This is a genomic window from Nocardioides sp. SYSU D00065 (genome assembly GCF_017916425.1).
GTDB lineage: Bacteria > Actinomycetota > Actinomycetes > Propionibacteriales > Nocardioidaceae > Nocardioides.
The window spans coordinates 792,888-816,300 of sequence record NZ_JAFMSX010000002.1 but is presented as its reverse complement, the minus strand read 5'-3'; the positions used below and the strand labels follow the sequence as shown (position 1 = coordinate 816,300).

General features: G+C 72.8%; 27 protein-coding genes. 9 read left to right on the top strand and 18 right to left on the bottom strand.

The genetic code is table 11. The features are described from left to right. Positions 1-5: 5 nt before the first annotated feature. A complete protein-coding gene (locus J3P41_RS18700; RefSeq protein WP_246861942.1) occupies positions 6-797 on the top strand; it encodes a resuscitation-promoting factor in 792 nt (263 codons plus the stop codon). Between the two features lie 19 nt (positions 798-816). Here the strand turns inward: J3P41_RS18700 and J3P41_RS11950 are convergent, their stop codons facing one another. Further along, positions 817-2,271 carry an MFS transporter gene (locus tag J3P41_RS11950; RefSeq protein ID WP_210650503.1) on the bottom strand — a complete coding sequence of 485 codons (1,455 nt, stop codon included), beginning with the start codon at positions 2,269-2,271 and terminating at the stop codon, positions 817-819. A gap of 62 nt (positions 2,272-2,333) precedes the next feature. Here J3P41_RS11950 and J3P41_RS11945 point away from each other — a divergent pair, with 62 nt between their 5' ends. After that, positions 2,334-2,828 carry a PadR family transcriptional regulator gene (locus J3P41_RS11945; RefSeq protein ID WP_210650502.1) on the top strand — a complete coding sequence of 165 codons (495 nt, stop codon included), beginning with the start codon at positions 2,334-2,336 and terminating at the stop codon, positions 2,826-2,828. 37 nt (positions 2,829-2,865) lie between these two features. Here the strand turns inward: J3P41_RS11945 and J3P41_RS11940 are convergent, their stop codons facing one another. The 3 genes from J3P41_RS11940 to moeZ are packed head-to-tail and all read right to left on the bottom strand — an operon-like array spanning position 2,866 to position 5,093. Beyond that, the gene (locus J3P41_RS11940; RefSeq protein WP_210650501.1) at positions 2,866-3,534 is read right to left on the bottom strand and encodes a 1-acyl-sn-glycerol-3-phosphate acyltransferase; all 669 of its coding nucleotides are present in this window, start codon (positions 3,532-3,534) and stop codon (positions 2,866-2,868) included. A gap of 4 nt (positions 3,535-3,538) precedes the next feature. Continuing rightward, entirely contained in the window at positions 3,539-3,871 is a 333-nt protein-coding gene (locus J3P41_RS11935; RefSeq protein WP_210650500.1) for an MGMT family protein, read from the bottom strand. 22 nt (positions 3,872-3,893) lie between these two features. Continuing rightward, on the bottom strand, positions 3,894-5,093 hold the full coding sequence (gene moeZ / locus J3P41_RS11930) for an adenylyltransferase/sulfurtransferase MoeZ (RefSeq protein ID WP_210650499.1): 1,200 nt from the start codon (positions 5,091-5,093) through the stop codon (positions 3,894-3,896). A gap of 287 nt (positions 5,094-5,380) precedes the next feature. On the opposite strand from moeZ, the gene J3P41_RS11925 reads away from it, so the two are divergent. From J3P41_RS11925 to J3P41_RS11915, 3 genes are all read left to right on the top strand, one after another. Then, positions 5,381-5,968: a TetR/AcrR family transcriptional regulator gene (locus J3P41_RS11925; RefSeq protein ID WP_210650864.1), complete on the top strand. Its 588-nt coding sequence runs from the start codon at positions 5,381-5,383 to the stop codon at positions 5,966-5,968. Between the two features lie 99 nt (positions 5,969-6,067). Continuing rightward, on the top strand, positions 6,068-6,286 hold the full coding sequence (locus tag J3P41_RS11920) for a DUF3107 domain-containing protein (protein WP_210650498.1): 219 nt from the start codon (positions 6,068-6,070) through the stop codon (positions 6,284-6,286). A gap of 139 nt (positions 6,287-6,425) precedes the next feature. After that, positions 6,426-6,713: a GlsB/YeaQ/YmgE family stress response membrane protein gene (locus tag J3P41_RS11915; protein ID WP_210650497.1), complete on the top strand. Its 288-nt coding sequence runs from the start codon at positions 6,426-6,428 to the stop codon at positions 6,711-6,713. 73 nt (positions 6,714-6,786) lie between these two features. On the opposite strand, the gene J3P41_RS11910 is transcribed toward J3P41_RS11915, so the two are convergent. Further along, entirely contained in the window at positions 6,787-7,461 is a 675-nt protein-coding gene (locus tag J3P41_RS11910) for a ferritin-like fold-containing protein (protein ID WP_210650496.1), read from the bottom strand. Positions 7,462-7,608: 147 nt separating this feature from the next. Between J3P41_RS11910 and J3P41_RS11905 the strand changes: the two genes are divergently transcribed. Continuing rightward, positions 7,609-8,994, top strand: a complete 1,386-nt coding sequence (locus J3P41_RS11905; protein ID WP_374192879.1) for a DEAD/DEAH box helicase — start codon at positions 7,609-7,611, stop codon at positions 8,992-8,994. A gap of 54 nt (positions 8,995-9,048) precedes the next feature. Further along, on the top strand, positions 9,049-9,801 hold the full coding sequence (locus J3P41_RS11900; RefSeq protein ID WP_210650495.1) for an SDR family oxidoreductase: 753 nt from the start codon (positions 9,049-9,051) through the stop codon (positions 9,799-9,801). A 25-nt stretch (positions 9,802-9,826) separates the two neighbouring features. Here the strand turns inward: J3P41_RS11900 and J3P41_RS11895 are convergent, their stop codons facing one another. From J3P41_RS11895 to J3P41_RS11860, 8 genes are all read right to left on the bottom strand, one after another. Next, positions 9,827-10,408 carry a GNAT family N-acetyltransferase gene (locus J3P41_RS11895; protein WP_210650494.1) on the bottom strand — a complete coding sequence of 194 codons (582 nt, stop codon included), beginning with the start codon at positions 10,406-10,408 and terminating at the stop codon, positions 9,827-9,829. A gap of 579 nt (positions 10,409-10,987) precedes the next feature. Next, the gene (locus J3P41_RS11890) at positions 10,988-12,472 is read right to left on the bottom strand and encodes an HNH endonuclease signature motif containing protein (RefSeq protein ID WP_210650493.1); all 1,485 of its coding nucleotides are present in this window, start codon (positions 12,470-12,472) and stop codon (positions 10,988-10,990) included. Positions 12,473-12,599: 127 nt separating this feature from the next. Next, positions 12,600-12,893 carry a hypothetical protein gene (locus tag J3P41_RS11885; protein WP_210650492.1) on the bottom strand — a complete coding sequence of 98 codons (294 nt, stop codon included), beginning with the start codon at positions 12,891-12,893 and terminating at the stop codon, positions 12,600-12,602. An 83-nt stretch (positions 12,894-12,976) separates the two neighbouring features. Beyond that, positions 12,977-13,357, bottom strand: coding sequence for a hypothetical protein (locus J3P41_RS11880; protein ID WP_210650491.1), 381 nt, complete (start codon positions 13,355-13,357; stop codon positions 12,977-12,979). Between the two features lie 148 nt (positions 13,358-13,505). Next, positions 13,506-14,345, bottom strand: a complete 840-nt coding sequence (locus J3P41_RS11875) for a PHP domain-containing protein (RefSeq protein ID WP_210650490.1) — start codon at positions 14,343-14,345, stop codon at positions 13,506-13,508. A 1-nt stretch (position 14,346) separates the two neighbouring features. Continuing rightward, positions 14,347-14,928, bottom strand: a complete 582-nt coding sequence (locus J3P41_RS11870) for a histidine phosphatase family protein (protein WP_210650489.1) — start codon at positions 14,926-14,928, stop codon at positions 14,347-14,349. Positions 14,929-15,033: 105 nt separating this feature from the next. Next, on the bottom strand, positions 15,034-15,219 hold the full coding sequence (locus tag J3P41_RS11865; RefSeq protein WP_210650488.1) for a DUF5302 domain-containing protein: 186 nt from the start codon (positions 15,217-15,219) through the stop codon (positions 15,034-15,036). Positions 15,220-15,295: 76 nt separating this feature from the next. Further along, on the bottom strand, positions 15,296-16,105 hold the full coding sequence (locus J3P41_RS11860) for a class I SAM-dependent methyltransferase (RefSeq protein ID WP_210650487.1): 810 nt from the start codon (positions 16,103-16,105) through the stop codon (positions 15,296-15,298). A 44-nt stretch (positions 16,106-16,149) separates the two neighbouring features. Between J3P41_RS11860 and J3P41_RS11855 the strand changes: the two genes are divergently transcribed. After that, on the top strand, positions 16,150-17,163 hold the full coding sequence (locus J3P41_RS11855; protein WP_210650486.1) for a hypothetical protein: 1,014 nt from the start codon (positions 16,150-16,152) through the stop codon (positions 17,161-17,163). Continuing rightward, positions 17,163-18,278 (top strand): hypothetical protein, encoded by a 1,116-nt coding sequence (locus J3P41_RS11850; protein ID WP_210650485.1) that lies wholly within the window; start codon positions 17,163-17,165, stop codon positions 18,276-18,278. The genes J3P41_RS11855 and J3P41_RS11850 overlap by 1 nt, the downstream gene beginning before the upstream one ends. A gap of 4 nt (positions 18,279-18,282) precedes the next feature. Here J3P41_RS11850 and J3P41_RS11845 read toward each other — a convergent pair whose 3' ends face one another. From J3P41_RS11845 to J3P41_RS11825, 5 genes are read right to left on the bottom strand one after another with little or no spacing between them, the layout of a single operon-like run. After that, complete coding sequence (locus J3P41_RS11845) at positions 18,283-19,332, bottom strand: MaoC family dehydratase (RefSeq protein ID WP_246861941.1); 1,050 nt, start codon at positions 19,330-19,332, stop codon at positions 18,283-18,285. A gap of 58 nt (positions 19,333-19,390) precedes the next feature. Continuing rightward, complete coding sequence (locus J3P41_RS11840; RefSeq protein WP_210650483.1) at positions 19,391-20,218, bottom strand: DUF1707 domain-containing protein; 828 nt, start codon at positions 20,216-20,218, stop codon at positions 19,391-19,393. 31 nt (positions 20,219-20,249) lie between these two features. Then, positions 20,250-21,260, bottom strand: a complete 1,011-nt coding sequence (locus J3P41_RS11835) for a sugar phosphate isomerase/epimerase (protein WP_210650482.1) — start codon at positions 21,258-21,260, stop codon at positions 20,250-20,252. After that, on the bottom strand, positions 21,260-22,429 hold the full coding sequence (locus J3P41_RS11830) for a Gfo/Idh/MocA family oxidoreductase (protein ID WP_307861956.1): 1,170 nt from the start codon (positions 22,427-22,429) through the stop codon (positions 21,260-21,262). The genes J3P41_RS11835 and J3P41_RS11830 overlap by 1 nt, the downstream gene beginning before the upstream one ends. A 35-nt stretch (positions 22,430-22,464) precedes the next feature. Beyond that, positions 22,465-23,307, bottom strand: a complete 843-nt coding sequence (locus J3P41_RS11825) for a sugar phosphate isomerase/epimerase (protein WP_210650481.1) — start codon at positions 23,305-23,307, stop codon at positions 22,465-22,467. Positions 23,308-23,413 lie beyond the last annotated feature (106 nt).

Sequence of the window (23,413 nt, the reverse complement as noted above, 5' to 3'; positions counted from 1 at the left end):
CGACCATGCCCCCGATCAGGCCCCTCCGCCCGCGCAACCTCGCCGCCGGCGCCGTCGCCACCGCGCTCGCTCTGACGCTGGTGCCCGGCAGTGCGGCCGGAACGGCGGCCGACCCCGTCGACGTACGGCTCCGCGTGGCCGACCAGCCCGCGGTCGCGACCACGGCCGCGCCTCGCACGTGGCCCACCAAGCTGCTGGAGACCCACGGCGTCCGGGTCGACGGCAACGACCTGGTCGACGTGGTGCGCGACGGCCGCGAGGTCTCGGGGCGCCGCAAGCTCCTGCGCGAAGGCGACGTCGTCCGCCTGACCGCCGTCGACAAGCAGCGCAAGACCAAGCACCGCCGGGTCCGCGCCGGGATCGATGAGATCCCGACCACCGACCTCGCCCCTGGCCGCCGCAAGGTGGTGCGCGAGGGCCGGCCCGGGGTCCGCGAGGTGGTGGCGGTCCGCACCCTCCACAACGGCGAGCCGGTGAAGTACCGCGTCGTGAGGACCACGCTGGTCCGCGAGCCCCGCCCGCGCCGGGTGCTCGTCGGCCGCCGGCCCTACTCGGTGCCGGGCGCCGACGGGCTCGACTGGGCGGCCCTCGCCGACTGCGAGTCGGGCGGCAACCCCCGCGCGGTGAACCCGGCCGGCTACTACGGGCTCTACCAGTTCGACGTGTCCACGTGGCGCAGCGTCGGCGGCTCCGGGCTGCCGACCTCCGCCTCGGCCGGCGAGCAGACCTACCGCGCCAAGCTGCTCTACCAGCGGCGCGGCCGGTCGCCGTGGCCCACCTGCGGCCGGCTGCTCTAGGACCCCGCTCCCCCGTCGGTCATGCGCCCGACGTGCTGGCGACCCCTCGCGGCTCAGTCACCTCGCTGGGCGCGGGGGCGGCCGGGCCTTCCGGGAGCCTGCCGCGCAGTCCCAGCAGCGCCACGGCGGCGACGACGGCACCGGTGCCCGCGACCCAGGCCACCGTCGTACCCGTCGCCGCGGTCGGCCCCTGCTCCATCGCGGCCGAGCGGTGCAGCGCCTCGGCGGCGGCGAGGGCCACGGCACCGATGACCTGCCGTCCCAGGAGCAGGGCGCTCATCGCGGCACCGAGGTCGGCCGGCGCGGAGGTGCGGCCGATCGCGATCTGGAGACCGGACAGGGCAGGTCCCATCCCGAGCCCGAGCACGGCCATGGCCAGCAGCGGGTGCCAGCCCGGCGACGACTCGTCGAGCGCCGCGAACGCAGCGGACCCGACGAGCACCAGCGCCCCCGCCACCAGGAGCGGCCCGCGGACGTCGCGGCGGCGGACCACCGCGACAGCGCCGATGTTGACGGCGAGCAGCAGCGCGATGAGCAGCGGGTAGAGCCGGAGCCCGGAGCCGGTCGAGGACGTGCCCTCCTCCAGCTGGTACCAGCGAGGCAGCAGCAGGATCGCGCCGTACAGGCCGGTGGTCGCGAAGGCGCCGGCCAGCAGGATGCGTCCGGTGACGCGGTCGCGCAGCAGCCGGAGCGGGATGATGGGCGCGACCGCGCGTCGCTCGACCTGGAGGAACACCAGGAGGCCCAGGACGCCGACGCCGACCGCGCCTCCGGAGGCGGGGTCGCCCCAGGTGCCGAGCTGCTGGTGCCGGTTGAGCCCGAGCAGCAGCGCCCCGACCGACACCGTGAGCGTCGCGATGCCGAGCAGGTCGAGAGGGGTCTCCCGGGACTCGTGACGGCCGAACTGCCGCGGCAGCGTGCGGACGAGGACCGCCATGCCGGCCAGGCCGATCGGGACGTTGACCAGGAACGCCCACCGCCAGCCGACGTGGTCGGTCAGCAGACCCCCCACGAGGGGACCGGCGACGAAGCTGAACCCCATGACGGCGCTGAGCGCCGCCTGGCCCGTCGCGCGACGTCCGGCCCCCGACAGCTCGCTGACGACGATGAACGACAACGCCTCCAGCGCCGCGGCCCCGACCCCCTGGACCGCGCGGCCGGCCGTCAGCACCGGCATCGAGCCGGCCACCGCGCAGAGCGCCGAGCCGGTGACGAAGAGCCCCATGCCCGCGACCAGCACGTGCCGTCGGCCGTACCGGTCCGACAGGCGCGCCGCCACGGGAAGCAGGACGGTCGCCGGGACGAGGTAGGCCGTGAATGCCCAGACGTACCAGCCCGGCCCGCCCAGGTCCTGGACGATCTCCGGGAGGGCGGTCCCGACGATCGTCTGGTCGAGCATGGCCAGCAGCAGGCCCGAGACGACCGCGGCCCACAGCAGGATCCGCCGGGAGGCGGAGAGAGTTGTCAGATCCATAGGAAGAATCTGACATGTCATTTCTTACAGGTCAATTGATATAGGTGGCGTAGGCTGATCGCATGTCGCTGCGGCACGCCGTCCTGGGCCTGCTGGCTCGCAGGCCGTCGACCGGCTACGAGCTGGCGCGCATGTTCGACCTCTCCCTGCGCTCGGCCTGGCACGCCAAGCACAGCCAGATCTATCCCGAGCTGGCGAAGCTGGAGGAGCTCGGGTGGGCCGAGGTCGTCAGCCGGGGGCCCCGCGGGAGCAAGACCTACGCCCTCACCGACGCAGGACACAGCGAGCTGCGACGGTGGCTCGTCGAGGTCCCGCCCGACCGCGGCCAGCGCAACGAGGGCGCCGTACGACTGTTCCTCGGCCAGCTGCTCGGTCCCGAGGACCGGCGCGCCGTGTTCGAGCGGGACGTGGCCTACGTCGAGCAGGAGGAGGCCGAGCTGCGGGCACTACGCGACGACCTCGACCCGGACGAGCCGTTCGCCGCGCAGGTCGACCTCGGGCTTCGCATCAACGCCGTCCTGCTGGAGTGGCTGCGCGAGCAGGCGTCGCGGGACTGACGCGACCCGAGCACCCGGACGGCGCCGCGCCGGGCCGCTACGCGTCCACCGGCCGCTCGTTGTAGACGCCCGCCTGCTCCTGGCCCGACAGCGCCCCGATGGCCGTCATGATCCGGTCGGTGAGGTCGCGACGCGCACGCCCCGCGGGAACCCCGTCGTAGTCGCCCGACACGGTGATCGGCTCGCCGAACCGCACCGTCACCTTCGCCAGCCGCGGGACGTTCGTCCCGACCGGCTGGAGCTCGGCGGTGCCCTGCAGGCCGACCGGCACGACGGGGCAGCCGGCCGTCAGCGCGAGGTGCGCCACCCCCGTGCGGCCGCGGTAGAGCCGGCCGTCGCGCGAGCGAGTGCCCTCGGGGTAGATCCCGAACGCCTCGCCACGGCCGAGCACCTCCAGAGCGGTGTCGAGGCTCGCCATCGCCGCCCTCGTGTCGTCACGGTCCACGGGCAGCATGCCGAGCCCCTCGAACCACGCCCGCGTGAGCGCGCCCTTGACGCCGGTGCCGGTGAAGTAGTCGGACTTGGCGAGGAACACCACCTTGCGCGGCACGACCACCGGGATCACGACGCTGTCGGCGAACGAGAGGTGGTTGCTCGCCACGATCACCGGGCCGGTGGCGGGGACGTGGTGCAGGCCCTCCACCGTCGGGCGCCACACGGCGCGGGCCAACGGTGGCACGACGCTGTGCAGGACGGTGTAGAGCATGCGGTCATTGTGCCTGCAGCGTCGGCTGCCAGAAGGCGCGTCCCAGGTCCACGGTGCCGCCGGGGCGCAGCGGGGTGCCCTCCTCGAGGTACGCCTGGCGCGCCTCGGCGTCGTGGGAGGGCGGCAGCGACCCGTCGGCGCGGACCACCCGCCACCACGGCACCGCGCCGCCGTGGCGCGCGAGCACCGACCCGACCAGGCGGGGCCCGCCGCGGCCGAGCCGGCGACCGACCACCTCGGCGATCGCGCCGTACGTCGTCGCGCGCCCGCGCGGCACCGACTCAGCCGCCTGCAGCACCAGCTCGACGTACAGCTCGCGCTCCTCCGCGGTGGTCACGAGCGCCCCGGCCGGTGGCCGATCAGTACGCCGGCTGGCTGGGGTCGATCTGGCTCACCCAGGCCACGACGCCGCCGCCCACGTGCACCGCGTCGGCGTAGCCCGCGCCCTTGACGATCGCGAGCACCTCCGCGGAGCGGACCCCGGACTTGCAGTGCAGCACGACCGGCTTGTCGCTGGGCAGGTCGCCGAGGGCGTTGCCGTTGAGGAACTCCCCCTTGGGCACCAGCACCGAGCCCGGGATGCGGTTGATCTCGAACTCGTTGGGCTCGCGGACGTCGATCAGGGTGAAGTCGCGCTCCCCGGCCTCGCGCTCCTTGAGCATCTGCTCGAGCTGGGTGACCGAGATCGTGGAGCCGGCGGCAGCCTCCGCGGCCTCGTCGGACACGGCGCCGCAGAACGCGTCGTAGTCGATGAGACCGGTGACGGTGGCGTTCTCCCCGCACAGCGCGCAGTTCGGGTCCTTGCGGACCTTGAGCTTGCGCCACTCCAGCTCGAGGGCGTCGTAGATCACCAGCTTGCCGATGGCGGGGTCGCCGATCCCGGTGAGCAGCTTGATCGCCTCGTTGACCTGGATCGAGCCGATGCTCGCGCACAACACGCCCAGCACGCCGCCCTCGGCGCAGCTGGGGACCATGCCCGGCGGCGGCGGCTCGGGGTAGAGGCAGCGGTAGCAGGGGGCGTCGTCGGCCAGCGACGGCGCGAAGACGGACGCCTGGCCGTCGAAGCGGTAGATCGAGCCCCAGACGTAGGGGATCTTCAAGAAGTACGCGGCGTCGTTGACCATGTAGCGCGTCGCGAAGTTGTCGGTGCCGTCGACGATCAGGTCGTAGCCCTCGAACACCTCCATGACGTTGTCGTTGTCGAGGCGCTCGCCGTGCACGACCACGTCGACCAGCGGGTTGACCTCGGCGATCGACTCGCGGGCCGACTCCGCCTTGGGCCGGCCGATGTCGGACATGCCGTGGATGACCTGGCGCTGCAGGTTGGACTCGTCGACCTCGTCGAACTCGGCGATGCCGATCGTGCCGACACCCGCCGCGGCGAGGTAGAGCAGCGCAGGGGAGCCGAGCCCGCCGGCGCCGATGACCAGCACGCGGGCGTTCTTCAGCCGCTTCTGCCCGGCCATGCCCACGTCCGGGATGATCAGGTGGCGGCTGTAGCGGCGCACCTCGTCGGTGGTGAGCTCGGCGGCCGGCTCGACGAGCGGGGCGAACGACACGGTGACTCCTTGGGGGGCTGACGTCGGTGAACAGGTTCAACCGGCGTGGCGCCGGCTCTGTTCCCGACCATGGTCAGCCCCGCCCGCGCGCTGCTCGTACGACGTCCCGGCATCCGGACTCCCGGCGACCGGGGCACCGGCGGGGCACCGGGCGGCCGGATAGGCTCGTGCTCCACTACCCGCGAGTACCCCCCTCCCGGGTACCAGAGCACCAGGAGGACGACGTGACCGCAGGCAGCACCGACACGACGTCCGGCGGCACGTCCCTGCGACCGCGCGGCGGCCGGATGCCGAGGCGCGAGCGGCGCGTCCAGCTGCTCGAGTCGGCGCTCGAGGTCTTCGTGGCGCAGGGCTACCACGCCGCCGCGATGGACGACATCGCCGATCGCGCGGGCGTGTCCAAGCCGGTGCTCTACCAGCACTTCCCCGGCAAGCTCGACCTGTACCTCGCGCTGCTGGACTCCTCGTGCGACATGATCATCGACAACTGCCGCGAGGCGCTCGCCTCCACCACGGACAACAAGGACCGGGTGGCGGCGACGATGAAGGTGTTCTACAGCTACGTGGCCTCCGAGGAGGGCGCGTTCCGGCTCGTCTTCGAGTCCGATCTCACCAGCGAGCCGCACGTGCGCGAGCGCGTGGACCGGGTCACCACGGAGTGCGCCTCGATGATCGCCGACGTGATCCGCACCGACACCGGACTGCCCGACGAGGCCTCCGAGCTGCTGGCGGTGTCGCTGGTGGGAATGGCGCAGGTCTCCGCCCGGTTCTGGCTCGCGGGTGGTGGCTCGATCCCCCAGGACGACGCCGCCGCGCTGATCGCCGGCCTCGCCTGGCGCGGCATCCGGGGCTACCCCCGGTCCGACGACCACTGACGGGCGACGAACGGTCGGCGACCACCCACCCGGCACCATCGACTCATCACCCCGGACACCCCCCGGACACCGAGAACACCGAGCTGCAAGGAGCAACACGTGGAGGTCAAGATCGGCGTGCAGAACGCCCAGCGCGAGCTGGTGCTCGACACCGACAGCACGCCCGAGGACATCGAGGCGCACTTCGCCGAGGCGCTGTCCTCGAGCGGACTGCTGCGCCTCGCCGACACCAAGGGCCGGGCCGTCGTCGTGCCGGCCGACAAGATCGCCTACGTCGAGCTCGGCTCCCCGACCGCGAGCACGGTCGGCTTCCGCTGACCGGGCGCACCGCTCCGGTGCGCCTCACCCCGACGGGCTCACCCCATCGGAGGCGCTGCATTGCTACGGCAGCAGGCCACCGACATGATGACGGTGCCGGCACACCGTGCCGGCTCCCGACAGAAAGGTGTCCCCAACAATGGATCTCTCCGACATCCTGGTAGCCCTCATCGGAGGTGTCATCATCGGCCTCCTCGGCAAGTTGGTCGCACCGGGCGACAAGGACAACATCCCGCTCTGGCTCACGATCGTCTGCGGCATCGGAGGCGTGCTCCTCGGCACGTTGCTGTACTCGATGTTCTTCGACCCGCAGACCAACGGCATCGACTGGTGGCGCCACGTCTGGCAGATCGCCGTCGCCGCCGTGCTCGTCGTCATCGCCTCGACCGTGACCGGCCGGAACCACGGCAGCCGCACCAGGGCCTGACGCCCCGGCAGCCCCAGCACGAAGGACCTCGCACCGACCGGTGCGGGGTCCTTCGTCGTAGGCGGGGTCCGGCTCAGGCCTCCAGTCCCAGCGCGTCCATCCGGGCCGCGTGCAGCTCGGTCAGCCGGGTGAACATCCGGCCCAGCGCAGCCAGGTCGAGACCCGGGCGGTCCACTCCCCCGGCCAACAGGGCGGTCAGCGACTCGCGGTCGCCCGCGACCCGCTGGGCCTGGGTCAGCGCCTCGCCCATCAGCCGGCGCCCCCACAGCGCCAGCCGGCCCCCGAGCCGGTGGTCCTCGGCGATGCCGGCGCGGACCCGCTCGACGATGAAGGCGGTCTGCCCGGTGTCCTCCAGCGAGCTGATGATCACCTCGCGCGTCTCCGGGTCGAGGTAGGCGGCGATCTCGCGGTAGAAGTCGGCGGCCAGCCCGTCGCCGACGTAGGCCTTGATGAGCCCCTCGTAGTAGTCGGAGGGTGCCGTGTGCGCGTGGAAGGCGTCGAAGCTGTCCCGGAAGACCTGCATCGCCTGGGCCGGGTCGGCCCCGAGCCCCTCGAGCCGTCCGACCAGCTTCTGCAGGTGGCCGAACTCGGCGGCGGCCATCGCCCCGATCGCGATCCTGTCGTCGATGCCGGGCGCCATCTTGGCGTCCTCGACGAGTCGCTCGAACGCGGAGAGCTCGCCGTAGGCGATCGCCCCGAGGAGGTCGACTGCGGCGCGGCGGTAGTCCTCGTCGGGCGATTCAGTCATGCGCGCAGCCTAGCGATAGCATGAGGGGGACCGAGCCGCCGACGACGAGTCCGGTGGCCGCCTGTATGTGCGCGGTCGGCGATACGACCTCTTGAGTGGGCTGACCGCATACGCGTGGGACATCCAACTCTTCCCGAAAGACACCTCGTGACCACCTTCCGCGACCTGGGCGTGCAGCCCGAGATCTGTGACGCGCTCGAGCGCGCCGGCATCACCACCCCCTTCGCCATCCAGGAGATGACCCTCTCGGTCGCCCTGATGGGCACCGACCTCATCGGCCAGGCCCGCACGGGCACCGGCAAGACGCTCGCGTTCGGCATCCCGGTGCTCCAGCGCTCGGTGGCGCCCACCGACCCGGAGTACGCCGACCTGCCGCAGGGCAAGCCGCAGGCCCTCATCGTCGCCCCCACCCGCGAGCTGGCGCTCCAGGTCTCCGGCGACCTCGCCCTCGCGGGCAAGGACCGCGGCCTGCGCGTCCTCACCGTCTACGGCGGCGTGGGCTACGAGCCGCAGCTCGAGGCGCTCGAGGCCGGCGTCGACATCGTCGTCGGCACCCCCGGTCGGCTGATCGACCTGGCCAACCGCCGCGCCCTCGACCTCTCCCACGTGCACGCGCTGGTGCTCGACGAGGCCGACGAGATGCTCGACCTCGGCTTCCTGCCCGACGTGATCACGCTGATCTCCAAGACCCCCGAGACCCGCCAGACCATGCTGTTCTCGGCCACCATGCCCGCCGCGATCGTGGCACTGGCGCGCACCCACATGCGCCACCCGATGAACATCCGCGCCGAGTCGTCGTACGAGAACGCCACGGTGCCCGCGACCGCGCAGTTCATCTACCAGGCCCACGATCTCGACAAGACCGAGATCATCGGCCGCGTCCTGCAGGCCGTGGACGCCGACAAGATGATCGTCTTCACCCGCACCAAGCGGCAGGCTCAGCGGGTCGCCGAGGACCTGCAGGAGCGCGGCTTCAAGGCCTCCCCGCTGCACGGCGACATGGCCCAGGTCGCGCGTGAGAAGGCGCTGGCCCGCTTCCGCGAGGACAAGATCCAGGTCCTGGTCTGCACCGACGTCGCGGCTCGCGGCATCGACGTGCGCGGCGTGTCCCACGTCGTCAACTACACCTGCCCCGAGGACGACAAGACCTACGTGCACCGCATCGGCCGCACCGGTCGCGCCGGCGCGACGGGCACCGCGATCACCTTCGTCGACTGGGCCGACCTGCACCGCTGGAAGATGATCAACAAGGCGCTCGACCTGCCGTTCGACCAGCCGCAGGAGACGTACTCGACGTCCGAGCACCTCTTCCACGACCAGGGCATCCCGGTCGGCACCAAGGGGCGCATCGTCGACCCCGCGCCGGTGGAGAAGAAGGAGCGGGCGCCGCGCGAGCGCCGCTCCGGCGGCTCGTCGTCGACCAACGGCTCCTCCAAGGACGCGGGCTCGGCCTCCGGTGACGCCCCTCGGCGTCGCAACCGCAACCGCCGGCGCACCCGTGGCGGCGCCGCGGTCGAGACCCCCAAGGCCTGACGCACGACCGTACGGGGTCGCGGTCGGCGGCGCACTCCTGAAATGCTGTCGTCCATGACGACCTCCCTGATCACCGGCGCGACCGCCGGCATCGGCCACGAGTACGCCGTCCAGCTCGCCGCCCGCGGCGACGACCTCGTCCTCGTCGCGCGCGACTCGGCGCGGCTCGAGGAGGTGGCCGACGACCTGCGCGGGGCGCACGGCGTCGCCGTGGAGGTGCTGGTCGCCGACCTCACCGACCGTGCGGACCTCGCCCGCGTCGAGGCGCGGCTGGCGGATCGCGAGCGGCCGGTGGACCTGCTGGTGAACAACGCCGGCTTCGGGCTCAAGAAGCGGTTCCTCGACAACACCGCCGACGAGGAGACCGCGATGCTCGAGGTGCTGGTCACCGCCGTGCTGCGGCTGAGCCACGCGGCCCTCGGGCCGATGGCCGAGCGCGGCCACGGCGGCATCATCAACGTCTCCAGCGTCGCCGCCTTCCTGCCGCGCGGCACGTACTCAGCCGCGAAGGCGTACGTCAACAGCTTCAGCGAGTGGGCGCACCTCGAGTACAAGTCGCGTGGCGTCACGGTGATGGCACTGTGCCCGGGCTTCACCAAGACCGAGTTCCACCAGCGGATGCAGGTCAAGCCCGGCGAGGGCTTCATGTGGCTCGACGCCGACTTCCTGGTGCGTACGTCGCTCGAGGACTTCGCGAAGGGCCGCGCGTACTCGGTCCCCGGTGCGCAGTACAAGGTGGTCCGCGCGCTGACCAAGGCGATCCCCAACCGGGTGCTGCGACTGACGCAGAACCTGGGCCGGCGCTGACAGCTCACCCACGTTCGGTGGCGTGTCAGCGAAGATCGGTCGCCAGCAGGTCGTAGGTGAGCTCGTCGGTGAAGGTGCCGTCGATCAGCAGGTCGCTCTGGCGGGTGTGCCCGGTGCGCAGGAACCCCGCGGCCTCAGCGACCCGCTGCGACGCGACGTTCCCGACGGCGACCCGCAGGGTGAGGCGCCGCAGCCCTCCCCCGCCGCCGGCTGTCGGCGCGAGCGCCTCGTCCACCACGGCGACCGCTGCGGCGGTGGTGACGCCGGTGCCGCGGGCAGCGGGGTGAGCCCAGTAGCCCAGGGCCGCCGTGTCCCTCAGCTCGCCGTCGCGCCCGAGCAGGCTGATGTGCCCGAGCAGATCGTCGGACGTCGCGTCGGCGATCGCCCAGCTCATGGAGTGTCCCGCCGACATGTGAGCGAGCGCCCGCTCCATGAACCGCTCCGCGTGCTCCAGGCTGTAGTGCTCGTTGATGATGTCGCTGCCGAGCCACCGGACCGTCTCCGGGTCCGAGCACGCCTGCTGCACTCGCGGCGCGTCCCCGGGCTTCAGCCGCCGCAGGGTGAGGCTACGGCCGCTCCGGGTCTCGGTGGACAGGTGGTCGCGCATGGGGGTCAAGGTAGCCACCGGGCTGCCTCGCCGCACCCGAGATCCGGGCACGTCCCGCCGCCGGGCCCGGTGCCGGGCTCCGTCCGCCGCGCAGATCTAGGCGGCCCTCGCCTCCAGCGCCGGCGGCGGGCGGCACGCCTGACACGGTCCGCGGCTCGTCGACGAGGGCCACGCCCGCAGATCTACGCTGGCGACGTACGTCGACCACTCCTGCCGCTGGACGTCATCGCTCTGCTGTCCGCGCGGCCTTCTCTCGACAACGGGTTCGGGGAGTCGGAGACAGTTCCGCCGAGCCGCCTACGAGCTGCGAGGCCGCTGACCGTCGACTCCGCAGTGCTGACCTGCGACGCGGGGTCGGTTCTCATCCAGTAGCGGTTTGCAGCGAGCTCGTCGACGCGCAGACTCGACCTTGTGACGTGTCCGGCAGGTTCCGCGGGGTCTGGTCGCGTCACGGCGCCAGTGGCCGGATGGACCTACGGGCGTTGATCGAGGACGCCGCGGCCCTGTGCGATTGACGCCCGGCGCAGCGAGGCGGTGTCGGGACGCGCCACTGGCCCGGCCACCTCTAGGAGGCCGGGCTCAGCGGGGCGGTACGGGTCGTCGGCGGGGTGGGTCGGTGGACACGCGGGTGCCTGAGGGCAGTGTCCACTGGTAGGAGCCGTCCGCCAGGCGCAGGTAGCTGAACGGACCGAAGGTCTTGGCACGGTGGTGGCGTCGGCACAGCGGGGCGAGGTTGTCCGGCCGCGTCTGATTGGGAGGGCCGCCCTCGTCCGGCGGGACGTACTCCTCGATGTGGTCCAGGTCGGAGCGTCCGGAGCTGCGGCGGCAGCCGGGAAAGACGCAGGTCGCGTCGCGAAGCCGGACGGCGGCCGCCATGCGGATCGGGGGGTCGTGCTGGTCCACCGCGGCAAGCGACGGCGCCTGCGGTTCGAGGTCGAGGACGGGTCGGATCGTCACCTTGCCGGCGCTCAACAACCACGACTGGAGCCGGCCGGTCAGGACCGGGCCGAGCTCGGGGGACCGAGCCACGCCATCCCGACGGATCGCTCCGTCGCGGTCCAGGAGGTCGCGGTCCGTGAGGTGGAACACCAGCACCGCCTCGGCCGACGCCGTGGGCTCGCTGGCGTCAGCACTGTCGCGGTTCGGCCGGCGGAACGGGTCCGACGGGCCGAAGGCGACGTCCTCAGCGACGCAGATCGCGGGGTCGTCATCTGGGTCGACCGTCCGGTCAGGATCGGTGATGTCACCGGCGGCGAGGAGGTCGAGTGCCCGCTGCGGGTCCGCCAGCACGCCGACGGCATGGGCACGCCGGGCGCCGAGCTCGCCGGGGTGCCCGAGGGACCGCATGGTCACGGCCATCATCGAGACAGTGTGGTCGAACGCGACAGCGTCAGCGGTGTCGAGGCTCATGTACACCTCGCTCACCCCCGGGGCGCCGTGGTCGTGGTGGACCTCCACCCGGCGCGCGGCGAGGGCGGCGTCGTGGTCGGCGATCGCACGATCCGGGTCGGCGTAGAGACGCGCCTCGTGGACGAGCACCCCGACGCGGTGCGGATTGAGCCGCCGGGGCTGCCATGCCAGCAGCCGGTCCGCGTGGGCGGCGGCACCGACATCGAGGTCACGCGAGACCCGCGCCGCCTCGCGGGCCAGCCGGGCCGGGACCCGCAGCTCGCGCGTCAGTGCCCACACGCGGGGCAGACGGTGGGCAAGGTCGAGAACGTCGCCCAGCAGGCTCAGGCACGCCTCGTGCGACAGGTCCAGGACGGCGGCAAGCTCCATCACCGCGAACTCCGCGACCTGCGGCGTGCCAGCCCCTGCGATGGGAAGCGCCTGCTCGCCGAACAGCGCCGCCTTCGAACCGGGCGCATGGATCGTCTCGGAACGCCAGCCGGCGGCCTCCTCCGCGCTGTCCACGACGTGCGCGTGTGCCCACGCCAGCGCGGCCTCCAGCACCTCCACCTCGACGCGGCGCCGGGCCTGCATCGCCGCGACCGCCCGGTCGAGCGCGACGCGCCCCTGCTCGCCGCCGCGGCGGGCGCGAGAGACATGGGCGGTGGTGGTCATGGACCCATTTTCGCAGGACCCACCGACACTCTGACCTGCGCCGACACAGATGTGGAAAGAAGTTTTCGAGCATGTGTTCAGGCGTCAGGGCGCGGCGATGCCGGCGACCGCAGCCACGCGCGGATCTCTACGCAGCACTGGTGGGGTCGACCCCCAGGAGGCGCACGAGACCACTTCGCTCGGCGTCACGCTGCTCCACATATACGACGAACGACTGATCCTGCCGGGCCTCTGCGCGTGCCCAATCGAGGACTTCCTCGACGTCGACCGCGTCCCTCAACCGGTACTCATCGCAGTGCCACATCACGTGCTGCTGCTCGACGCCAGGAGGTGCCTCCGGTTGGTGCCAGAAGTAGACGCGGTAGACAGGCCGGTCGACCTCCCACTGGGCGTCCCTGGGATCGACCCCCTCGATGATCACCCCACGAACCTATGGCAGCGCGAAACCGCTCGCCGCCAGGTCCAGCATCTGCCGGCGCCATGAGGGACACACCCGACAACTTCCTACCGACGTTCGAGCGTCTCCAGCCACGCCTCGAGCTGGCGCGGGCGACGGAACAGCAACACCAACGGCCCCTCGGAGGACGCGGCCCAGGCGCGCATCCGGTCCCGCTTGCGGGCGAACGACGCGAAGTGCCAGCGGATGATCGAGCTGCGACCCACGATGTTGCGCCAGCTCTCGACGTTGCCGTTGCAGCGCGGCTCGCCGGTCAGCGCGCCCGACACGGTCCGACGGACGAGCCGTCCCAGCGAGAGCCAACGCGGATAGTCGAGGCCGACGACGAGCTGAGCCCGCGGCAGCACCAGGTCCAGCCAGGCGCCGTACGCCGAGTCGAGCAGCCACCGCTCCCCCGCCACGATCTCGCCGATCACCTCACGCTGCACCGATGCCTCCACCGGAGCCCACCCGGGCAGCCATGTGAGCTCGTCGACGAGCGTCGCCTCGCGGCCGGCGCGTGCCGCGATGGCGAGGGCGCCGTGCTCTTGCCGCTCCCGGTGACCCCGTACACGAGGACCCGGTCGGGCAGGACCGTCACGGCCGGCGTGCTGCCAGCGAGAGCAGGCGCTCGTACTGCTCGGGGTCGGTCGTGTTGACGCCCAGGTCGTGGTCGATCTTGCCCAGGCCGTGGTGGTCGCTGCTGCCGGTCACCACGAGGTCGAGGTCGCGGGCGATCGCGCGCAGCTCGGCGCGGTCCTCGGCGGAGTGATCCTGGTGGTCGACCTCGATGCCGGCGAGGCCGAGGTCCTTCAGCTCGGCCAGCACCGCCACGTCGAGCACCGCGCGGCCGCTCCTGCCCCACGGGTGGGCGATGACCGCGACCCCGCCCGCGGCGGTGAGGATCGGGACCATCTCCTCGAGCGGCACGGCGTAGCGGTTGGCGTAGCCCGGGCGCCCCGGGTCGAGCAACGACGTGAACGCCTCGGTCCGGTCCGTGGCCACGCCGAGCCGCACCAGGGCGTCGGCGACGTGCGGCCGGCCGGTGGCGACCGATCCGCCGGCCTCACGGCGTACGTCGTCCTCGGTGATGTCGATGCCGTGGCGGCGCAGGGCGTCCACGATCGCTGGCGTCCGCTCGGTGCGGCCCGCCAGGATGCGGTCGAGCGCGGCCACGAGCGGTGGGTACGCCGGGTCCGGCAGGTAGCCGAGCAGGTGCACGCCGCGGTGGCGGAGCTTCGTGCTGATCTCGAGGCCCGGCACCAGCGTGATCCCGACCTCGTCGGCGGCGCGGGCGGCCTCGCTCCAGCCCGACATGGCGTCGTGGTCGGTCAGCGCGACGACGTCGAGACCGGCGGCCTTCGCGGATCGGACCAGGTCGGCGGGCGTGTCGGTGCCGTCGCTGGCCGAGGAGTGCGTGTGGAGGTCGATCCGCACGTCAGCTGTTCCACTTCAGCAGGACCGGTGTCTCCCGCTCGAAGCCGAGGACGCAGACGGTGGAGGTGTCCAGCTTGAAGAACCGCCCGTGGGCGGCGGGCTGCTCGAGCCAGCGCGCGGTCAGCACCCGCAGCGAGTGGCCGTGGGCGAAGACGAGGGTGCGGTCGCACTGGCGCGCCCGCTCGACCACCCGGTCCAGCCTGGCGGACACGTCCTCGGCGCTCTCGCCGCCGGGCGTGGGATGCGTCCAGACCGTCCAGTCGGGCACCGTCTCGCGGATCTCGGCCGTGCTGACGCCCTCGTAGTCGCCGTAGCCCCACTCGACCAGGTCCTCGTCGACCTCGGCGTCGGGGAAGCCCGCCAGCTCGGCCGTACGACGCGCGCGCTGGCGAGGACTGGTGAGCACGAGGTCGAACTCCGCCTCGGCCAGCCGGTCCGTGAGCGCCGTGGCGGCCTGCTCGCCGACGTCGGTGAGCGGGAGGTCGGTGGTGGAGGTGTGCCGGCCGTCGCGGCTCCACTCGGTCTCACCGTGCCGGACCAGCCAGAGCTCGGGACCGGCGGGGCGCGAGCCTGTGTCGGACATGCCGCGAGTCTGCCACGGTCGCCGGGACTGGATCACGTCACCTACGCGGGAGCGCCGTCCGCGCCGGCGGACGAGGTGCCCGCCGGCGCGTGGTGGGCCGCGCGGTCAGACTCCCCCGCCGCCGGACTTGCGGCGATGCATCGGCTTGGCGACGTTGCGGTCGGAGATCTCCGAGCCGTGCGCCTTCTCCTTGGCGCCGGCACGGTCGTCGGGGTGGCCGTGACCCTTCTTGCGATCGAGGGCCTCCCGCATCTTCGCCTTGATGTCGGCGTTCGGGTCCTGGTCAGCCATGGCTCCTCCTGGGATCGCGTACGTGCTCGAACCGTGCACTGCCACCTTGCCAAACCCCACGAACAGGGTCGAGCGGTTAACTCCGGCGGAGCACGTCGACGCGACCGGCGAGCTTGCCCATCATCAGGTAGACGTGCCAGCGGCAGTCGCCGAGCATGACGTCGTACGCCGCGTCGCCGAACTCGCCGCGGTAGCGCGCCGGGTCGCGCAGCAGTCGTGCCAGGTGCAGGAGCGCCCGGCCCCCGCGGCCGTCGAGCTCCTGGGACCACTCGCCCCACTCGCCGGCCAGGTCGATCGTGGCGACCACCTCCAGCCCGGAGCCGGCGATCGCGTCGTCGAGCACGTCCGGGTCGAGGGAGGCGGGCGCCAGGCCCCGGACGTCGCGCAGCTCCTCGGCCTCGTCGGCGCCCAGCCGGGCGGTGGCCACCACCTGGTGCGCCACGACGTGGCCGCCCGGTCGCAGCACGCGGGCGAACTCGTCGAACGCCTCCGCGGGGTCCTCGACGTGCTGCATCGCGTCGCGGCACCAGACCAGGTCCTGGGACGCGTCGTGTGCGGGTATGCGCGTGGCCGACCCGCGCTCGAAGGACACGCGCGATCCGATCTCGGCCGCCACCTCGCGGCGGGCCTCCCGGGCCACGTCGAGGTTGCGCTGGACGGGATCGATGGCGAGGACCCGCAGGCCGAACTGCGTCGCCAGCCGGAAGGCGTCGGCGCCCTCGCCGCAGGCGACGTCGACGGCGCGGCTGTCGGGGCGCAGACCGAGCTCGCGCACCACCTGCAGGAGGATCGAGGGGTCGCGCGGGGCGAGGCTCTCGTCGAGCCGCGCGGCGAAGGCGTCCTCCACGCGCGGGTAGGTGTCGTACAAGTCCCGGTCCCAGGCCACGGGGAGAGTCTGCCCCGCACGAGGGTGCTTCTAGGATCAATCCCATGGCCCGCCGCGTGTTCCTTCACTGCGGCACCGCCAAGTCGGGCACCACCTACCTGCAGGACCTGTGGTGGCGCCACCGTGACGCCCTGCGCGAGCGCGGGCTGCTGCTGCCGGGCGCCGCGCTTCGCGACCACTTCCATGCGGCCGCCCTGGTCAAGGGCATGGACGTGATCGTCGAGGACCTCGAGCCGGACGACCGCGAGGTCTGGCAGCGGCTGGTGGCGCAGACCCGCGCGTGGCCGGGCGACGCCCTGATCAGCCACGAGCACTTCTCCGACTCCTCGGCGCAGGCAGCCGCGGCCGCGCTCGCCGACCTGGCGGGGGCGGCCGACGAGGTGCACCTGATCGTGACCGTGCGAGACCTGGGGCGGGTGCTCCCCTCCGCGTGGCAGCAGCGGGTCAAGCAGGGTGCCCGGCAGCCCTACGGCCGGTTCCTCTCGACCGTCCGGCGAGGGCGCGCGGACCAGAAGTTCTGGCGCTACCAGGACGTCCCGGGGATCCTCGACCGGTGGGCCGCCGGTCTTCCACGCGAGCGCGTGCACCTCGTCGTCGTACCCCCTTCGGGCGCGCCGCGCGACGAGCTGTGGCGGCGTACGGCGGCCGTGCTCGGCGTCGACGTCGAGGGGCTCGACACCGACCCGAGGCTGCCCAACGACTCGCTCTCCATCGCCGAGGCCGAGCTGCTGCGGCGGGTCAACACCGTCATCCCGCGCTCGGGTCGCTCGGTCGCGCTGACCCGGCTCACCAAGGGCAGCTTCGCCCGCGACCTGCTCGCCAGGAGCCCCGTGGACGACCCTTTCGTGCTGCCGGCCAGGCACGTCGGGTGGGTGCGCGAGCGGTCGCAGGAGATGGTCGACCACCTGCGGGCGGGGGGCTACGACGTGGTGGGCGACCTCGACGACCTGCTCCCCGCGCCTCCGCGCGAGGGCCGGACGCCGGAGGAGGTCTCCGACGCCGAGCTCGTGGCGGTCGCGTCGGTCGTGGTGGCCCGGATGATCGAGCAGGAGCGCTGATGGCCCGGCGCGTCCTCGTGCACATCGGCACCCCCAAGTCCGGCACGACCTACCTGCAGAGCCTGTGGTGGCACAACCACGTCGCGCTGGCGAGACGGGGGCTCCTGCTGCCGGGCGCGTCGGCCGACGTGCAGTTCCAGGCCGCCGCCGTGGTGCGCGGCAACGCCGGGGTGCTCGAGACGATGGACGAGCGCCAGCTCCGCTCGTGGGACCGGGTCGTCGACGAGGTCGAGGCGTGGCAGGGCGACGCGCTCCTGAGCCAGGAGCAGCTCGTCGAGACCACCCGCGAGGGTGCCGCCGCCGCGCTCGACCGGCTGCGTGCCGTCGCCGACGAGGTGCACGTGCTCGTCACCGCCCGCGACCTCGTGCGCCAGGTGCCGAGCGCGTGGCAGCAGCGGGTCAAGCACGGGTCCGCCACGACCCTGAGGCGGTTCTTCGAGAGGGTGGCCAAGGACGATCCCGACTTCAACTTCTGGCACCACCAGGACGTGCCGCGGATCCTCGAGCGCTGGGCACCGGACCTGCCGCCGTCGCGGGTGCACGTCGTCGTCCTGCCGCGGCCCGGGGCCGACCCGCGGCTGCTGTGGCGGCGTACGTGCGACCTGCTCGGCATCGACGACACCGGGCTGTCGCTCGACGCGCCGGTCGCCAACGAGACCCTCGCCCCCGCCGAGATCGCCTTCCACCGCGCGGTCAACGCCCACTTCCGCAACGCCCACCTCGACGTCGCGCTCTCACGCCGGGTCAAGGCGTTCATGGAGCCGCGCCTCGGCGGCGCGCCTGCGGCCAGGATCGCGCTCGCACCCGACATGCACGCCTGGCTGGTCGAGCGCGGCAACCGCATGGTCGACGAGCTCGCCACCGCGCCCTGGCGGGTCGTCGGCGACCTCGACGACCTGCGACCGGACCCCGAGCCGGGCGACGGCGTCGACCCCGACGCCGTGCCGGACGCGGAGGTGCTGGCCGTGGCTCAGCGGTTCATCGCCGCCGAGCTGCTCGCCCGGGTGTCTGCGGAGCCGCCCAGGGCGGTGGGTGCGGCACCTCGCCACCGCCCCGGACCTGGCTCACGCATCCGGCTGGCGCGCGTCGTACGTCGCATCGCCCGTCGGCGGTGAGCGGTCAGCGGGGCACGAGCGCCCAGTAGTCCAGGTCGAGCAGCACGCCGTCGGCATACGTCCCGTCCGCGGTGCGCAGCGTGGTCGAGGCGTCCCGCCCCTTGGTCGCGACCAGCCGCAGGCGGAGCGCACCGACTCCCGGCGCGTCCAGCTCGGCGACGTCGAGCACCTCGGACCAGGCGTGGACGGTGTCGCCGGCGAAGGCGGGCGCCACGTGGGCGCCGGCGTTGATCGCAGCCACGAGCTGGGCGTTGGCCAGACCGTTGAACGACAGCGCGCGCGCCAGCGAGATCACGTGCCCGCCGTAGACCAGTCGCCGGCCGTCGGGGCGGGCGTCGGTGCTGAAGTGCACCTTGGCGTTGTTCTGCCACAGCCGGGTCGCCATCATGTGCTCCGCGTCGGTCAGCGTGACCCCGTCCACGTGGTCGATGCGCTCCCCCACCTCGTAGTCCCCCAGGCGGTGCGGCTCGCCGGCGGCGGCGAAGTCGTACGACGACAGGTCGAGACCGGTCGGCACGACGAGGTCCTCGGCGGCGACGGCGGCGGCGAGCGCCGGTACGACGGGCGCGGGCGCGGGCGCGTCGGCGTCGCGCTTGTGCACCATCACCCAGCGCACCCAGTCGATCGCGACCTCGCCGCGCTGGTTCGTCGCGCTCGAGCGCACCCACACCACGCCGGTGCGGCCGCTGGAGTTCTGCTTGAGGCCGATGACCTCCGAGCCGGTGCGCAGCGTGTCGCCCGGCACGACGGGGACGTGGAAGCGGCACTCGGCGTAGCCGAGGTTGGCCACCGCGTTGAGGGACACGTCCGGCACGGTCTTGCCGAAGGCGACGTGGAAGCCGATCAGCTCCTCGAGAGGGTGCCCGCCGCCGGGTCCCCTCAGGCCGACCGACGCGGCGAACTCCGCCGACGACCAGACCGCGAACCGGGTCGGGTAGATCGCGCCGTAGAGAGCCCGGTCCCCCTCGGTCACCGTGCGGGGGGTGGCGTGCTCGATGACCTGCCCGACGGCGAAGTCCTCGAAGAAGTTGCCGGGATCGGTCTTCGCGCTCATGCGGCACATGCTGCCGCACCGCGCCCCCGCCGGGAGCGTCACGGCCGGGTGGGATCGATCACCCGTCGTAGGGGTGGGCGCGCACGAGGTCGCCGGACAGCGTGGTCCTGAGGAGCCCGGTCCCGGCCCGGTTGGCGATGTAGATGCTCACCGTCGGGGTCCCCTCGGTCGAGACGTTCACCAGCACGTGGGTGAGCCGGCCGTGGGGCACTCCCAGGGTGTCGCGGGCGGTCGCGATGTTGTCGAACAGGCGGCGCACGTCGAGCTCGCCGAGGTCGACGGGGACCTCCGCGCCGATGGTCCGGGTGGCCGGCGTGTCCTGGCGCCACCCCCCGTCGTAGGACCACCGCTCCTTGCGCGACCGCGTGCCCGCCGCCGGGACCTGGAAGCTGGCACGCGAGGGGTAGAACACTGCCTCGAAGGCGTCGAGCGTGCCGAACGTCGAGGCGTAGCCGTGCAGCAGCCGACGGACCGCGGGAGCCGTCATCTCGAACCCCCGAGACTGGGTGCCCGCCTGGGGTGCGGGGCGGGGCCGGGCAGGGTCGGCGGAGGAGAAGGGGTCGCCGGACCCCTCACCCGTGGAGGCGAGGACGACGAGCGCCACGGCACCGGCGACGATCAGCGCTGCGGCCGCCCCCAGCGCACCCAGCACGCCGCCGAGGCGTCCCGGCGTGCGGGCGCGGTCCGGCGCGGCCGGCACAGGGGCACCGGGCCGGCGCTGCAGGTCGCGCGTCAGGGCCTCGAGCTCGTCGAGCGTCGCCGCCGACAGTGCCCGCGAGACGCGCAGCTCACGGTCGGCGTCGCCGATCTGGCCGTCGACGTACGCCGCCTCGATCACCTCGACGTGGCGATCCCGGTCCGCGTCTCGTGCCCGGAACCGCGCCATGCCGGGAGTGTAGTCAGCGCGGTTCGGCCGGTCAGGCCTCGGACTGCTTGCTGAACGCCGCGTCGAAGGACGCCGCCGGCGGGTCGAAGTCGAGCGCGCGCAGCCGCGCCAGGGCCTCCGGCGCACCGCGCAGGCGGTCCATCCCGGCGTCCTCCCACTCGACCGAGATCGGGCCGTCGTAGCCGATCGCGGTGAGCGTGCGGAAGCAGTCCTCCCAGGGGATGTCCCCGTGTCCGGTGGACACGAAGGTCCAGCCGCGCCGCGGGTCGTCCCAGGGCAGGTGGGAGGACAGGATGCCGTTGCGGCCGCCGCCCATCCGCATCCGGGTGTCCTTGCAGTCCACGTGGTAGATCCGGTCGGCGAAGTCGGTGATGAACGCGACCGGGTCGATGCCCTGCCACATCATGTGGCTGGGATCCCAGTTGATGCCGAACGCGGGCCGGTTGCCCACCGCGTCCAGCGCTCGACGCGTGGTCCAGTAGTCGTAGGCGATCTCGGAGGGGTGCACCTCGTGGGCGAACCGCACGCCGCACTCGTCGAAGACGTCGAGGATCGGGTTCCACCGGTCGGCGAAGTCCTGGTAGCCGGCCTCGATGCGCTCGGGCGGCACCGGCGGGAACATCGCGACGTACTGCCAGATCGAGGACCCGGTGAAGCCGACGACCGTCTTGACACCCAGCTTCTGGGCGAGCCGCGCGGTCAGCTTCATCTCCTCGGCCGCGCGCTGGCGCACGCCCTCCGGATCGCCGTCGCCCCACACGCGCTCGCGCACGATGGCCTGGTGGCGGAAGTCGATGGGGTCGTCGCAGATCGCCTGACCGGTGAGGTGGTTGGAGATCGCGTGCAGCTGCAGGCCGTGGCGCTCGAGGATGCCGAGCCGCTCGGCGACGTAGTCGTCGTCCTCCCAGCGCCACGCGTCGAGGTGCTCGCCGGAGACCGCCACCTCGAGGCCGTCGTAGCCCCACTCGGCGGCGAGCCGGGCCACCTCCTCGAGCGGCAGGTCGACCCACTGGCCGGTGAACAGCGTAAACGGTCGTCCCATCAGAGGTGCTCCACTCCGGACTCGACGCGGGCGCAGCTGCCGCCGCGGGCGGCACTCACCTCGATCGCGGCGAGGACCCGCTGGACGGCGAGACCGTCCTCGAAGGACGGCGTCGGCTCCTGGCCCGCGGCGAGGGCGGCGAGGAAGTCGGCTGCCTGGTTGGTGAACGTGGCGTCCCAGCCCAGGACGTGCCCCGGCGGCCACCACCCGTCGATGTACGGGTCGTGCGGCTCGGTGGCGAGCACGCGCGAGAAGCTGTCGGCGCCGTCGAGGCACACGTCGAGGTGGTTGAGCGACTCGAGGTCGAAGCGCAGGGCGCCGGTGCTGCCGTAGATCTCGATCCCGAGCGCGTTCTTGCGCGCGGTCGCCATCCGGGTCACCTCGAGGCTCACCACAGCGCCGCCGTCGGTGCGCATCATGCTCCACGCCGCGTCGTCGACGGTGACGTCCTCGGGTCCGTCCGCGCCGGCACGCCGGGGCACGAAGGTGTGGGTGAGGGCGTTGACCTCGCTCACCTCCTGGCCGAGCAGGAAGCGCACCTGGTCGACGGCGTGCGAGGCCAGGTCGCCCAGGGCACCGGAACCGGCGAGCTCACGCCGCAGGCGCCACGTCATCGGCGCCGCCTCGTCGGCCAGCCAGTCCTGGAGGTAGGACACGCGCACCTGGCGCACCTGGCCCAGGCGGCCGGCCGCGATGTGCTGCCGAGCCAGCGCCAGCGCGGGCACGCGGCGGTAGTTGAAGCCGACCATCGAGTGCACGCCGCGCTCGCGGGCGGCCCGCGCGGTGGCGACCATCTTCTCGGCCTCGGCCATCGTGTTGGCCAGGGGCTTCTCGGCGATGACGTGCTTGCCCGCCTCGAGCGCTGCGATCGCGACCTCGGCGTGCAGGTGACCGGGCACGCAGACGTCGACGATGTCGATGTCGTCGCGCTCCAGCACCGCGTGCCAGTCGGTCGCCGACTCGGCCCAGCCGTACTGGTCGGCGGCCGCCGCGACCGCGTCTGCGTCGCGGCCCACCAGCACCTGCTGGCGTACGCCGGGCGCGCCGGGGCGCAGCGCTGCCACGTTGCGCCAGGCGTGGGAGTGCGCCTTGCCCATGAAGGCGTAGCCGATGACGGCGACGCCCGGGGACCCGGATCGGGCACTCGGGTCGCTCGGGGAGCTGGTCACGTCGTTCTCCTGACTGCGGGGGGCTCGGTGCTCGCTCAGCCGAGCGAGCGGAGGAAGGCGAGGCCGTCGCGGGCCAGGTCGTCCTGGGTGGGTGCCAGCGGCCGCCAGATGGAGGCAGCGGTGGCGATGGAGGCGTTGTCGGCGGTGAAGCTCTCGATGACGAGGGGGCCGCCGTAACCCACCTCGTCGAGGGCCGCCACGAGGGCCGGCCAGTCGGTCTGGTCGCCGCCGGGGGCGCCGCGGTCGCTGCCGCAGACCTGGACGTGGGCCAGGTGCGGTCCCGCCGTCCTGATCGCGTCGGCGCTGGAGCGCTCCTCGATGTTGAGGTGGTAGCTGTCGAGCGCCAGGCCGAGGCCGTCGCCCAGCAGCGGCTCAAGCGCGGTCAGCGCCTGGTCGACCGTGTTGACGAGCGAGGTCTCGTAGCGGTTGAGCGGCTCGACGCCCAGCTGGACGCCGCGCTCGAGGGCGTGCTCCACGACCGGGGCCAGGTGCGTGCGGAGGTCGTCGTAGGCGGCCGCGCGCTGGTCGGCGTCCATGCGCCAGACCCGGCCGGTGGCAGCGTAGAAGGGCCCGCACACCGTGCGGGCACCGATCCCGGCCGCGAAGTCGATGCAGGCCCGGAGGTAGTCCTGGGTGCCGGCCACGCACGAGGCGTCGATCAGGTCGCGGCCCGGCGCCATGGCGCCCACGACGCACGGCGTCAGACCAGTGCGGGCGAGGACCTCGGAGACGACCGGGACGCTGAGGTGACCGGCCTCCTCCAGCGGCAGCTCGACGGCGTCGAAGCCCATGTCGGCGATCCGCGGCAGCAGGTCGCCGGCTCCCGCATCGGTGAGCGGCGAGGTCCAGACCCACGTGTTCACGCCGATCTCACGCATGCGGTGTTCGTCCTTCCGAGACAAGTGGTGTGGCAGGTGCTGCCAGATGGTGTGGCGATGGTGTACCGGTGGGCCGGGCTCGGGACCCGGCCCACCGGTGTCCGGG

Bases quoted from the DNA above. Each gene is read 5' to 3' on its own strand.
- J3P41_RS11895 (WP_210650494.1), bottom strand. From the start codon at position 10,408: ATGCGCGACCACCTGTCCACCGAGACCCGGAGCGGCCGTAGCCTCACC.
- J3P41_RS11865 (WP_210650488.1), bottom strand. From the start codon at position 15,219: ATGGCTGACCAGGACCCGAACGCCGACATCAAGGCGAAGATGCGGGAG.
- J3P41_RS11945 (WP_210650502.1), top strand. From the start codon at position 2,334: ATGTCGCTGCGGCACGCCGTCCTGGGCCTGCTGGCTCGCAGGCCGTCG.
- J3P41_RS11950 (WP_210650503.1), bottom strand. From the start codon at position 2,271: ATGGATCTGACAACTCTCTCCGCCTCCCGGCGGATCCTGCTGTGGGCC.
- J3P41_RS11900 (WP_210650495.1), top strand. From the start codon at position 9,049: ATGACGACCTCCCTGATCACCGGCGCGACCGCCGGCATCGGCCACGAG.
- J3P41_RS18700 (WP_246861942.1), top strand. From the start codon at position 6: ATGCCCCCGATCAGGCCCCTCCGCCCGCGCAACCTCGCCGCCGGCGCC.
- J3P41_RS11925 (WP_210650864.1), top strand. From the start codon at position 5,381: ATGCCGAGGCGCGAGCGGCGCGTCCAGCTGCTCGAGTCGGCGCTCGAG.
- J3P41_RS11915 (WP_210650497.1), top strand. From the start codon at position 6,426: ATGGATCTCTCCGACATCCTGGTAGCCCTCATCGGAGGTGTCATCATC.
- J3P41_RS11850 (WP_210650485.1), top strand. From the start codon at position 17,163: ATGGCCCGGCGCGTCCTCGTGCACATCGGCACCCCCAAGTCCGGCACG.
- J3P41_RS11855 (WP_210650486.1), top strand. From the start codon at position 16,150: ATGGCCCGCCGCGTGTTCCTTCACTGCGGCACCGCCAAGTCGGGCACC.
- J3P41_RS11910 (WP_210650496.1), bottom strand. From the start codon at position 7,461: ATGACTGAATCGCCCGACGAGGACTACCGCCGCGCCGCAGTCGACCTC.
- J3P41_RS11840 (WP_210650483.1), bottom strand. From the start codon at position 20,218: ATGGCGCGGTTCCGGGCACGAGACGCGGACCGGGATCGCCACGTCGAG.
- J3P41_RS11940 (WP_210650501.1), bottom strand. From the start codon at position 3,534: ATGCTCTACACCGTCCTGCACAGCGTCGTGCCACCGTTGGCCCGCGCC.
- J3P41_RS11825 (WP_210650481.1), bottom strand. From the start codon at position 23,307: ATGCGTGAGATCGGCGTGAACACGTGGGTCTGGACCTCGCCGCTCACC.
- J3P41_RS11845 (WP_246861941.1), bottom strand. From the start codon at position 19,332: ATGAGCGCGAAGACCGATCCCGGCAACTTCTTCGAGGACTTCGCCGTC.
- J3P41_RS11835 (WP_210650482.1), bottom strand. From the start codon at position 21,260: ATGGGACGACCGTTTACGCTGTTCACCGGCCAGTGGGTCGACCTGCCG.
- J3P41_RS11870 (WP_210650489.1), bottom strand. From the start codon at position 14,928: ATGTCCGACACAGGCTCGCGCCCCGCCGGTCCCGAGCTCTGGCTGGTC.
- J3P41_RS11890 (WP_210650493.1), bottom strand. From the start codon at position 12,472: ATGACCACCACCGCCCATGTCTCTCGCGCCCGCCGCGGCGGCGAGCAG.